The sequence below is a fragment of the Consotaella salsifontis genome, assembly GCF_900167365.1.
In the GTDB taxonomy this organism is placed as follows: domain Bacteria; phylum Pseudomonadota; class Alphaproteobacteria; order Rhizobiales; family Rhizobiaceae; genus Consotaella; species Consotaella salsifontis.
In genome coordinates this window covers 1-11437 of the sequence record NZ_FUXL01000013.1, presented here as the reverse complement: position 1 = coordinate 11437, position 11437 = coordinate 1, and the positions used below count along the sequence as shown (strand labels likewise).

Genomic DNA, 11437 nt, shown 5'->3' with positions numbered 1-11437 from the left:
GAATTGCCTGGGTTACGAGCGTGAGATTCTGAAGACGGCGTAGGGGCACTCTTGGGGATTGAACCACCAGTGCTGCACCTTCCCCTGCCAGGTGAAGGACCGCTCCGCGACGAGGTCGTCGACCTTGATCGACCCGCCGTCGGGCAGGCCGAACTCCCAGAGCGGCACCTCAAACTGGCCTCCCTGGGGATTGAACGGATCAAGCGTCACGGCGAAGAGCAGGAAGCTCGAAAGGTCCGGCGTGCGCTTGCCGTACCAGAGCACGTTGTCGTTCCAGAAGGTGTAGAAGGCGAGATTGCGGAAATCGCGCATCGCCGGCTCGCTGTTTCGCAGGCGATTGAAGAAGGCGATGTCGTCGCGGATATTGCCCTCGCGCTTCCAGTCGAACGCGCGGATTTCGTATTTCTCGGAGTTGAGATATTCCTCCTTGCCGGCGACGACGGGCTCGAACTCGCAGAGCTCGAAGCCGGAATAGACGCCGTAATTGCCGCCGAGCGTCGCCGCCAAGGCGAGGCGGATGCGGAAGCCCGGCCGGCCACTGGTCTGAAGGAATACGGGGTTGATGTCCGGCGTGTTGACGAAGAAGTTCGGCCGCATGTACTCGGCGCATTCTTCCTGTGTCAGCTCTGTTAGATATTGTTCGAATTCCCACTTGGCGTTTCGCCAAGTAAAATAGGAATAGGACTGGTTGTAGCCGATCTTTGCCAGACGCTTCATCACCTTCGGGCGGGTGAACGCCTCGGCGAGGAAGATGGCGCCGGGATCGACCTTGCGCACCTCGTCGATGACCCATTCCCAGAACGGGAAGGGCTTGGTGTGCGGGTTATCAACGCGGAAGATGCGCACCCCATGCTTCAACCAGTGAAGGAACATGTCGCGCATGGCGATCCAGATCGAGGGGATCGCGTCGCGGTAGAAGTGGAAGTTGACGATGTCCTCGTACTTCTTCGGCGGGTTCTCGGCATATTTGATGGTGCCGTCCGGCCGCCAGTCGAACCACTCGGGATGCTCCTTGATCCACGGATGGTCGGGCGAGGCATTGAGAGCGATATCGAGGGCGATCTCCAGCCCATGGCCTTTGGCCGCCTCCACCAGTCGGTGGAAGTCGTCGAACGTGCCGAGTTCGGGATGGATGGCGAGATGCCCGCCTTCCTCGGAGCCGATGGCGTAGGGGCTGCCGGGATCGCCGGCCTCGGCCTTCAGCGAATTGTTCTTGCCCTTGCGGTTGGTGTGCCCGATGGGGTGGATCGGCGGAAAATAGAGGACGTCGAAGCCCATCTCTGCGATGTCGGGCAAGCGCGCGATGACGTCGTCGAAGGTGCCATGGCGCGCGGGATCGCCGGACTGCGAGCGTGGGAAGAGCTCGTACCAAGCGCTGAACGCCGCCCGTTCCCGATCGACCCACACCGGCACGTCGGCATAGCGCGTCAGATTGGTGCGAACGCCGGTGGCGTGGAGCAGGGCGATGGTTTCGGGCGCCTGCATCAGAAAATACTGCGCGTCGGCATCGCCCGCCGCGCGCAGTCCGTCCAGCTTCTCGGCAAGCTCGGCCAGCGCATACTGCTCATCGTCCGAGCCTCGCCCGGATTTCTCCGCCATCTCGACCAGATGGCGCGCTTCCGTGAGTTCGAGGTCGGTGAGAACGCCGGCATCGCGCTTCTTCTTGGCCTCGTCGCGCCATGTCGCGTAGAGATCCCGCCAGGCGATGATCGAGAAGCGGTGGGCGCCGGGCTCGGCGAAGGACAGGGTGCCGGTCCAACGGTCGTTAACGACGAAGGAGAGCGGCACCTCATGGAGCTCGCCGTCTACCGCGCCATAGACGAGCGCGGCATCGATCTTGTCGTGGCCGTCGCAAAAGACGTCGGCGGTTACGGTCAGCGGCTCGCCGGCGACGCGCTTCACCGCGAAGCGCCCGCCGTTGATTTCCGGCGTCACGGCCTCGATGGCGACCCGGCTTTCGGCAAGGGTGCGCAGGCGCGCGACATCGGGGTCATCGCTTGGCACGGTGTCGACTTTGGTTCGGCTCGCTTCCAAGGCTTTGGACATGGAGGAATCCCGTTTTGCGTGTCTTGACGGATCTGCGCTGCCTTCGAGGCGGCCGGGTCGTCTTGAATGAGGGCCGCGAGATAAGGCATAGGCGCCGATCCGCCCAAGTCCAGGCGAGGACGCGAAGGAAACCAGAAATTGCGCGCCTCGCCTGCGGCTCGTTCAGTCCTCGAACGCCTTCACCACATGGCGTTGCTCGCCGAGGCGACCCCCGCCGAGCGTCACGATGTCTCCCGCCTTCAGAAAGCGCTTCGGGTTCATTCCCATGCCGACGCCCGGAGGCGTGCCCGTGGTGATGACGTCGCCCGGCATCAGGCGCATGAACTGCGAGGCGTAGGAGATCACGTTGGCGATGGAGAAGATCATCGTCGCGGTCGAGCCGGTCTGCATCCGCTCGCCATTGACGTCGAGCCAGAGATCGACGGACTGCGGGTCTTCAAGCTCTTCGGGCGTCACAAGCCAGGGGCCGAGCTGGCCGAAGGTGGGGAAGCTCTTGCCCTTCACCCACTGGCCGCCGCGCTCCTTTTGATAGGTGCGTTCCGAAACGTCGTTGCAGAGACAGAAGCCGGCCACATGGTCGAGCGCCTGCTCCTGCGAAACGTAAAGGGCGGGCGTGCCGATGACGGCGGCGATCTCCACCTCCCAGTCGGTCGTCTCCGAACCCTTGGGAAGGATCAGTTCGTCCTGTGGGCCGGCGAGGCAGGAGGGCGCCTTATTGAAGAGGATGGGTTCACTGGGAATGGCCGCGCCGGTTTCGCGGGCATGGTCGGCATAGTTGAGGCCGACCGCCAGGAAGTTGCCGACATTGCCGACGCAGGGGCCGATGCGGTGGGAGGGGTCGGCCTTGGGCAGGCTTTTGACGTCGAGCGCGCGGATACGGTCCATCTGATGGCGAGAAAGACCTTCGCCCGAGAAGTCCGGCACCTCCAGGGACAAGTCCCGGAGATGATTTTCCTCGTCGATCAGTCCAGGCTTTTCGTGCCCCGTCTCGCCGTATCGCACCAGTCGCATCGCGCGTCTCCTGTGGTCATGCCCGCCGTCCCGTCGGCTTCGCCATGAACATAGAAGTGCGACGCGATCTGTCTCTAGGCGAGAACGAAGAAGGCTCTCACGAGTGCTTCATGATGATTGCAATGCCGCTGCCGTTCAGGCTTTCAGCGCCCAGGAAAAAGCACTCTTTAGCGCCTCTCGGCAATCGCCCTGGATGATCCGCCCGTGCGCGACCACGATTCGCTGCGGTTCCAGCGCGATGAGATGCCGAACGAGGGAGCCGATCTCTTGTCTGTGATGTCTGTAGGTCAGGCGCATGTCCCTTGGCGTGCTGCCATGGGGTGAGACGATGCCGGCAAGCCTCGCCAGCGGCGCGGTCCACCAGGATAGCTTGTGCGCCTCGAAATTCTCGATGAGATCCGTAAGGATGAGGCTGCGCGATGCGCCGTGGAAAAAGACCATCTCGGTCATATAGTCGCCGGGAGCGGCGAAGGTGGCTATGGCGTGGTCCCAAGGATAGCTTTCGGCCGGCATGGAGAGGCAGGGAAAATCGATGCGTCCCTTGGCTTGGCTCGTGATTCGGGGCGCCAGCCAGCATTGGGCTTGCGGATAGGCCGCATGCCAATCGGGCATCCACCAATAGTGGATCCTGTTGGGCGCTGCGATGAAACGCACCTCGCCCACCGCATCGATTTCTTCTTTGAGAGGAGCGGGTAGCGCTATCGGAGAATGAACGAAGAGCCCCTCGTCCAGCCTGATGACGGTCATTCGCGTGGGAAACGGCATCGTCATCCCGCCGAGGCCGAAGTCGATAGTCTCGCCATCGGCGATCCAGATATCGTGGTCCAGCGGCTTGAGGGTGAAGAGCGGAGCATAAGTCGGGTCGCGAGCCATGACTGGCGAACTAGCACACGATTCCGATACTGCGATTGCCTATGCTCGCCGAGGTCGGGGCATTTCGTCACCCCGACCTGCGACAGCACGATCTTAGTGTGATCGGCTCACAATGTAGCGGGTTGCGGCCCTGAGTGTGGTGGCCTGATCGCCATAATGCTTCAGCAGTTCCTCGGCTTCCACGGAAAGATCGTAGAGCCGATCCTTCGCCCAATCGACGCCATGGAGCGCCACCATGGTCTTCTTGCCCTGGCCGCGGTCCTTGCGTGCCGCCTTGCCCATCGCCCCGGCGTCGCCCGTCTCGTCGAGAAGATCGTCGGACAGCTGATAGGCGCGGCCGAGCACCTCGCCGAGATGACGCAGCCTGTTGCGGTGGTCGACGGTGGCGCCGCCGACGATCGCGCCCGCCTCGCAGGCAAAGGACAGCAGCGCGCCCGTCTTCATGGTCTGCATGCGGGTGATCTCGATGTCCTTGAGATCGTGATCCTGCGCGTTCATGTCGAGCATCTGGCCCCCGACCATGCCGGCGACGCCGGCGCGGCGCGACAGGGCCGAGATCAAGGCGATGCGCGGTGCGGGGGGAATCGATTCGGCCTCGGCGATGAGGCCAAAGGCCAGCGTCAGCAGCCCATCGCCGGCCAGCACCGCCGTCGCCTCGTCGAACGCCTTGTGGACGGTGGGCTTGCCACGCCTGACGCTGTCGTCGTCCATGGCCGGGAGGTCGTCGTGGATCAGCGAATAGCAGTGGATGCATTCCAGCGCGATGGCAACGTCCATGGCCGCCTGTTGGGGCGCGGAGAACAGCTTGGCGGTTTCAAGGACGAGGAAGGGGCGCAGTCTCTTGCCGCCGTTGAGCACGCCGTGGCGCATGGCGTCCAGCAGGCGGTGCGGCGTGCCGACGATCAGGCGGTGGGAGCCGAAGACGTCCTTGAGGGTGGCCGTCACCGTCTTGGCGGTCTCGTTCAGCACGGTCTCGAATGCTTCGGTTGAGGTCATCGCCAACACTCTGGTTTCCTCGTTCTTAGGTTTTGCTTCGTATTGCTCGCCAGCGGCGGCTGACCGCATCGTCAATGTTGCGCGATCTTGATAGCGCAGATAGGTAAACGCTTGTTTTGTCGGGCGTCCGTTTCGCCCGTTCTTACCACGAAGGTTGCCATTTCGTGACATTCCGGCGCTCTCTTCGTGTCCTGGCGCTTGTTCTGGCGGTGTTGGTGGCGCTGCCGCTGGTGCTGGTTCCGATCTATGCCATTCCCGGCGTCCGCCCCTTGTCGACGCCGATGCTGGCCGATCATTTTCTGTTTCGCTCCTATCAGCGGCAATGGGTGCCGTTTGACGATATCGCGCCGGTGCTCGTGCGCTCGGTGATGATGTCGGAGGACGGGCGCTTCTGCTTCCATGACGGTATCGACTGGGACGCGATGTCCGAGGTGATCGATCAGGCCATGGATGGCGAGCCGACGCGCGGCGCCTCAACGATCCCGATGCAGACCGTCAAGAATCTCTTCCTCTGGCCCCAGCGCTCCTTCGTGCGCAAGGGGCTGGAAGCGCCGCTGGCGCTCTACGCCGACCTCATCTTGAGCAAGCGGCGGATCATGGAGATCTATCTCAACATTGCCGAATGGGGCGAGGGCGTCTACGGCGTCGAGGCGGCGGCGCAGACCTATTTCAAGGTTTCCGCGAATAAGCTCTCCGCCCGGCAGGCCGCGCTTCTCGCCGTGACCCTGCCAGCTCCGACGCGGCGCGATCCCGCAAGGCCCTCCCGCTCGCTCAGTCGCATGGCCCACACAGTGGCGGCACGGGCGCGCGCCTCTGGCGATTATGTCGGTTGTGTCGGTGGATGATCCGGATGCCGACGGACAAAATCGCCGTCTGCTCTTCCCAAATGGGCTGCTCTTTGCTATGGCCAGCCCCGATTTCCCATCAGGCTGCGGTTAACCCACGATCGCCCGCCGGTCGGCCGCGCCGATGTGGATGAGAACATCGTGTGCTGGCGTCAGCGTTCCTGGCGAGCTGCGATGGTAACGAGAAACCAGGGTGGCCGTGCGGCGAGGGTTCGTCGGGCGTCTGCCGTCGTGTTGTATCCTTAAGGGAGCATCACGGCATCAACCATTGTTTCGGAGCGGGGCCGTCCTGGCGACGGGGACCTTCCGGACGGAGCGGAGCAGGACATGGCCGTACCCAAACGCAAAACCTCACCGTCGAAGCGCGGCATGCGTCGCTCGGCCGATGCCATCAAGGCGCCGACCTATGTCGAGGACAAGAATTCGGGCGAGCTTCGCCGGCCTCACCATATCGACCTGAAGACCGGCATGTATCGCGGTCGTCAGGTGCTGGCCGTCAAGGACGGCGAATAAGCGCGACATGTCCAGGATGAGGCGCGGCGGCGTTTCCGCGGCGCCCTCTCGACGCTGACCTGCGCTCTGCCGGATCCCGGCGAGCTCATCTTTGGAAACCGGCGTGAAATGCGGCGCTATCCTCGCATTTCACGCCGGTTTCTTGTGTTGTGCGAAACATGTGAAGGGCGCCAGTGCGCGACCGCTCGTTAAGAGCGCGAGTGAGGCGTGTACCAGGCCGCAAGCAGGCGCGATCCGGCCCCAGGCGCGATCCGGTCCTTGTGCCTCATGGCGTTCTGTCTCGGCTGCCCCTTCGGCTATTTGCCGATCGGAGAAAGGCTTGCCGTGTCGCCGCGAAATTTCCGCTCGGCAGGCAAGGCGCGGTCGATGCTTTCGAGGCGGCGCCGCATGCGCTCCAGCTCCTCGCGCATCGTCTTGAAATCGCCGGGCGCCGCATCGCTCGCGCTTTTGTCATAAGCGGCCTGGGCCCCGGCACCGCGCTTCTCGTTTCGGCCTTCGCAGAAATCGGCCATCGCCTGTTCGAGGGCGAAGGGCACCGAGCCTTGGGCATCCTTGCCGTAGAGGCGAATCAGTTGGCGCATGAACGCGCACGGCATAAGGCTCTGGCCGTCCTGGTTCTCCAGTTCAAAGATGATCTGGGTGAGAACCAGATGGGTGAGGTCCTCGCCCGTGCGCGCATCGCTGACGACGAAAGCCTCGTCGCGCCGGATCATCTCGGCCAAGTCCTGAAGCGTCACATAGGTGCTCGTGCCGGTGTGATAGAGCCTGCGGTTGGCGTATTTCTTGATGATGGTGGCGTCGGTGTCCTTGGGCAATGCGGTTCTCCTCCCGGTCGAATGTCATTGATCGCACTCGACTTTTGCATGCGGAATCGAACATAGGGAAAGCCAGGGACAATTTCCACTTCGGCCGATCGCGTTTATTGATGGGCGAAAGAAGTCGCCAAGATCCCTGCTTTGGCGCATCTCGCGGCGTCGGCGGCAAGCCGGGGCCTTTCCACTTTCCGCCCGGCTTCCCAAATAGCGGCCAGAATGAGTGAACCCCGAGTCTCTTCCCCGGCCTTGCGCTTCGATGGTGCCACTGTCACCGCCGTTCTCGGGCCGACCAATACAGGCAAGACGTTTCTCGCCATCGAGCGGATGATCGCCCATTCCAGCGGCGTCATCGGTCTGCCGCTGCGCCTGCTTGCCCGCGAGGTTTACCAGAAGGTCGCGGACCGCGTGGGCGTGAGGTCCGTCTCGCTGATCACGGGCGAAGAGAAGATCAAGCCGCCCAACGCGCGCTACAGCGTGTGCACCGTCGAGGCGATGCCGCGCGATCCCGGCACTGCCTTCGTCGCCATCGACGAGGTTCAGCTCGCCACGGATCTGGAGCGCGGCCACGTCTTCACGGACCGCATCCTCAATACGCGCGGCCGCGAGGAAACGCTTCTCCTTGGCGCCTCGACCATGCAGGGCGTGCTGCAACGCCTTCTGAAGGGGGCGTCCACGGTGACGCGCCCGCGCATGTCGAACCTCCTTTACGCGGGATCGAAGAAGATCACGCGCCTGCCACGCCGCTCGGCCATCGTCGCCTTCTCTGCCGAGGAGGTCTACGCCATCGCCGAGTTGATCCGCCGGCAGCGGGGCGGCGCGGCGGTGGTGCTGGGAGCGCTCAGCCCGCGCACGCGAAACTCGCAGGTCGAGCTCTATCAGTCGGGCGACGTCGATTTCCTGGTTGCCACCGACGCCATCGGCATGGGCCTCAATCTCGACGTCGATCATGTCGCCTTTGCCCAGGACTGGAAGTTCGACGGCTATCAATATCGTCAGCTGACGCCCGCCGAGCTGGCCCAGATCGCCGGGCGCGCGGGGCGCCACGTGCGCGACGGCACGTTCGGCGTGACGGGGCAGGTGGACCCATTTGCCGACGAGGTGGTGGAGGCGGTGGAATCGCACGCCTTCCCGCCGGTCAGAGTGCTCCAGTGGCGCTCCGAGAAACTGGACTTCTCGACGATCGGCGCGTTGCGCGACAGTCTGGAGGCCGTGCCCCCTTCAGAGGATCTTACGCGCTCGCTGCCCTCCGTCGACCAGCGCGCCCTGGAATTCCTGTCGAAGGACGGGGAAGTCGTCCGTCGCACGCGCGACGCGCGCCATGTCGAACTCCTGTGGGAGACCTGCAAGCTGCCGGACTACCGGCGCATCGCTCCGGCCCAGCACGCCGAGATCATCTCGACCATCTATCAGGACCTCGTGGAGCGCGGCGCGGTGGCGGAAGACTATATGGCCGCCCAGGTGCGCCGTGCCGACCGAACCGAGGGCGACCTTGACACTCTGTCGCAGCGGATCGCGGAAATCCGCACCTGGACATATATTTCTCACCGCCCTGGCTGGCTTGTCGATCCGACACACTGGCAGGAAAAGACACGCGCAATAGAGGATCGGCTGTCGGATGCGCTTCACGAACGGTTGACGAAACGCTTCGTAGACCGCAGGACAAGCGTCTTGATGAGGCGGCTGAGAGAGAACGCATATATGGAAGCTGAAATCAGCGGTGACGGCACGGTGTCGGTGGAGGGCCACCCTGTCGGCGAACTGCAAGGATTCAGATTCACGCCCGACACCACGGCTGACGGTCCTGACGCGAAGGCTGTGCGCGCCGCCGCCCAGAAGAGCCTGAGCGGCGAGTTTGAGCGCCGCGCCGAGCGTTTCGCCAATTCCCCCAATGGAGATCTGGCCCTCGGCTCAGACGGTCTGTTGCGATGGCTCGGGGCTCCCGTGGCCTCGCTGACGGCGGGCGAGGACGCGCTGAAGCCGAATATCGTGCTTCTTGCCGACGAGCAGTTGACCGGACCGGCGCGGGACAAGGTGGCGGCGCGGGCCGACCGCTATGTCACCTATCAGGTCTCGACGGTGCTGAAGCCGCTCGCCGATCTTCAGGTCGGGCTGGGGCTCGAGGGTGCGGCAAAGGGTCTCGCCTATCGCCTTTACGAAAATTTCGGGCTGATCCAGCGCCGCGATGTGTCCGAAGAGGTTCGCACGCTCGACCAGAACGCGCGCGCCGGTCTTCGCCGCCTCGGCGTTCGTTTCGGCGCGTATCACATCTTCGTTCCGGCGCTGATCAAGCCGGCGCCCGCCAGCCTCGTCACGCTGCTCTGGGCGATTCGCAACGACGGCCGCGACAAGCCGGGCTTCGGCGACGTGACGCATCTGCTCGCCACCGGACGGACCTCGGCCGTGCCCGACGCGAGCTTCGAGCCGGTATTCTACACCCTGGCGGGCTACCGGGTGCTCGGCCGCCGGGCCGTGCGCGTCGACATCCTCGAGCGCCTTGCGGACCTGATTCGCCCGGCGCTTGCCTGGAAGCCTGGCACCGGACGGCGGCCCGAGGGCGGCTACAACGGCTCGCAGTTCCTGGTGACGCCGGCCATGATGTCGATTCTCGGCGCGACGTCCGACGACATGGACGAGGTGCTGAAGGCCCTCGGCTATCGCGCCCAGGCGATGAAGGCCGACGACGTCGAAAAGACCGTCGCCGATCTCGACGCCGCCGCCGAGGCGGCGCGTCTGGCGGCGGAGGCGGCGCGCAAGGCCGAGGCGGAAGCGTCGGCGGCTGCATCCGCGACGGACTCGCCCTCGGAAGCTCCGGCGGCTGAACCCGTCGAGGCCACGGAACCCGGCGGCGAGCCACAGGCAGACGCTGAGATTGTCGCCACCGAGCCGGAGAATACGGACTCGGTGGCCGAGGCAGAGGAAACCGAGTCGGCGGTCGAGCCCGAAGCGGTGGATGCCGAGCCGTCGCATGCCGTCGAGGAGGCGGACGTCTCGGAAAAGCCCGAGGCGGCTGCGGTCGAGACCGTGGCCGAGGAGAGCGAATCGCCGCAGGCCACCGAGAGCGATCCGGTACAGGCCGACGAGCCCAAGATGATCAATGTCTGGCGGCCCCATCGCTTCGAGGGGCGCGGCCAGCGTCACGGCCACGGACGGGGGGATGGACGCGGACATCGGCGCCATGGCCAGCCAGCACAGGCGGCCGGGCAGGATCAGCAAAATCGCCAGGACCAGCAGCCCCGGCCCGAGCGGCAGGGGCGGCCGGACCGGAACGGTCAGCCTCGACGCAATGAGGCCGGGCAAGGTCAGGGACGCGCCGGGGGGGAAGAGCGCCAGAGGCGTGACGACCGGCGGCCCAACGCCAACCGTGGCGAGGACAAGCGCGAGCGCTTCGGCAAGGATCGGCCCCGGCCCGACAAGGGCGGACGGTCGGGCAAGTCCGATTGGCGCGCCGATATGCCGGCCCGTCAGCAGCGCAACCAGCAGGTCGATCCCGATTCGCCGTTCGCAAAGCTCGCCGCCCTCAAGGACAAGCTGAAGTCTTGAGGCTTATGACGCGATCTGCCGATCCTTGGCGCTTCCTCGCCGGCCTGTCCGGCAAGGAGGCGCGCGGGACCGGGTGATGGCGGAGCAGCGCATCGACAAGTGGCTGTTCTTCGCCAGGGTGGTGAAGTCGCGCAGCCTGGCGCAAAAGCTGGTTCAATCGGGTGTGGTGCGCGTCAATCGCGACAAGGTGGACAGCGCCGCGCGGCCGGTTCGTCCCGGCGATGTTCTCACCATTCCCCTGCACGGCCATGTCCGCGTGCTGAAGGTGCTGGAGCCGGGCACACGGCGTGGTCCGGCCAGTGAGGCGCAAAGCCTCTACGAGGACCTGTCTCCGCCCAAGCCTCCAAGGGAGGCGCCGCTGACCGATGGCTTCAACCCCGGCGACCGCGCGCCCCACAAGCGCGAGCGCCGAGCGCTGGAGCGCCTGCGCCGGCCCGATCCGGAGGACGATCTCGATTAGAGCGGGATGAAGTTCGGCAGAATCGGAAGAGGATTCCATCGGAGGCGCCAATCTGATTCAACATGCTGGCTGGAGACGGAGGCCAGCATGGATGGGTCGACCTTATTCGATGGATCTGCGCGAGCGGGTGGTTGCGGCGGTGCTTGAGGGCGGGCTGTCGCGCCATCAGGCGGCGGAGCGCTTCGGGGTTGCGGTGAGCACGGCGGTCAAATGGCTGCAGCGCCACCATGAGACGGGCAGTGTGGCGCCCGGCCAGATGGGTGGGCACAAGCCGAAGAAGATCGCCGGCGCGCATGCCGAGTGGCTGCGCCGGCGCTGCACGGAGAAGCCCTTCACGC

Annotated in this window: 10 protein-coding genes; 5 read left to right on the top strand and 5 right to left on the bottom strand. The window is 64.7% G+C overall.

Translation table 11 applies throughout. From position 1 onward, the window contains the following. Positions 1–12: 12 nt before the first annotated feature. From B5D38_RS16360 to B5D38_RS16345, 4 genes are all read right to left on the bottom strand, one after another. Complete coding sequence (locus B5D38_RS16360; RefSeq protein ID WP_078709517.1) at positions 13–2046, bottom strand: alpha-1,4-glucan--maltose-1-phosphate maltosyltransferase; 2034 nt, start codon at positions 2044–2046, stop codon at positions 13–15. A 162-nt stretch (positions 2047–2208) separates the two neighbouring features. Continuing rightward, positions 2209–3057 (bottom strand): fumarylacetoacetate hydrolase family protein, encoded by an 849-nt coding sequence (locus B5D38_RS16355; RefSeq protein ID WP_078709516.1) that lies wholly within the window; start codon positions 3055–3057, stop codon positions 2209–2211. A 135-nt stretch (positions 3058–3192) separates the two neighbouring features. Continuing rightward, positions 3193–3930: a DUF4336 domain-containing protein gene (locus B5D38_RS16350; protein ID WP_078709515.1), complete on the bottom strand. Its 738-nt coding sequence runs from the start codon at positions 3928–3930 to the stop codon at positions 3193–3195. A 93-nt stretch (positions 3931–4023) separates the two neighbouring features. Then, positions 4024–4926: a polyprenyl synthetase family protein gene (locus tag B5D38_RS16345; protein WP_078709514.1), complete on the bottom strand. Its 903-nt coding sequence runs from the start codon at positions 4924–4926 to the stop codon at positions 4024–4026. Between the two features lie 164 nt (positions 4927–5090). On the opposite strand from B5D38_RS16345, the gene mtgA reads away from it, so the two are divergent. Next, complete coding sequence (gene mtgA, locus B5D38_RS16340; protein WP_078709624.1) at positions 5091–5771, top strand: monofunctional biosynthetic peptidoglycan transglycosylase; 681 nt, start codon at positions 5091–5093, stop codon at positions 5769–5771. A gap of 327 nt (positions 5772–6098) precedes the next feature. After that, complete coding sequence (gene rpmF, locus B5D38_RS16335; RefSeq protein ID WP_078709513.1) at positions 6099–6284, top strand: 50S ribosomal protein L32; 186 nt, start codon at positions 6099–6101, stop codon at positions 6282–6284. A gap of 296 nt (positions 6285–6580) precedes the next feature. Here the strand turns inward: rpmF and phaR are convergent, their stop codons facing one another. Continuing rightward, a complete protein-coding gene (phaR, locus tag B5D38_RS16330) occupies positions 6581–7099 on the bottom strand; it encodes a polyhydroxyalkanoate synthesis repressor PhaR (protein ID WP_078709512.1) in 519 nt (172 codons plus the stop codon). Between the two features lie 216 nt (positions 7100–7315). Between phaR and B5D38_RS16325 the strand changes: the two genes are divergently transcribed. From B5D38_RS16325 to B5D38_RS16315, 3 genes are all read left to right on the top strand, one after another. Next, entirely contained in the window at positions 7316–10639 is a 3324-nt protein-coding gene (locus tag B5D38_RS16325; RefSeq protein WP_078709511.1) for a helicase-related protein, read from the top strand. Between the two features lie 76 nt (positions 10640–10715). After that, the gene (locus B5D38_RS16320) at positions 10716–11099 is read left to right on the top strand and encodes an RNA-binding S4 domain-containing protein (protein ID WP_078709510.1); all 384 of its coding nucleotides are present in this window, start codon (positions 10716–10718) and stop codon (positions 11097–11099) included. A gap of 91 nt (positions 11100–11190) precedes the next feature. After that, positions 11191–11437: helix-turn-helix domain-containing protein (locus B5D38_RS16315; RefSeq protein WP_131829941.1), on the top strand; the 247-nt coding region annotated here is incomplete at its 3' end.

Coding starts and splice junctions, on each gene's coding strand:
- B5D38_RS16320 (WP_078709510.1), top strand. CDS start 10,716: ATGGCGGAGCAGCGCATCGACAAGTGGCTGTTCTTCGCCAGGGTGGTG.
- B5D38_RS16350 (WP_078709515.1), bottom strand. CDS start 3,930: ATGGCTCGCGACCCGACTTATGCTCCGCTCTTCACCCTCAAGCCGCTG.
- B5D38_RS16345 (WP_078709514.1), bottom strand. CDS start 4,926: ATGACCTCAACCGAAGCATTCGAGACCGTGCTGAACGAGACCGCCAAG.
- B5D38_RS16355 (WP_078709516.1), bottom strand. CDS start 3,057: ATGCGACTGGTGCGATACGGCGAGACGGGGCACGAAAAGCCTGGACTG.
- B5D38_RS16325 (WP_078709511.1), top strand. CDS start 7,316: ATGAGTGAACCCCGAGTCTCTTCCCCGGCCTTGCGCTTCGATGGTGCC.
- rpmF (WP_078709513.1), top strand. CDS start 6,099: ATGGCCGTACCCAAACGCAAAACCTCACCGTCGAAGCGCGGCATGCGT.
- B5D38_RS16360 (WP_078709517.1), bottom strand. CDS start 2,046: ATGTCCAAAGCCTTGGAAGCGAGCCGAACCAAAGTCGACACCGTGCCA.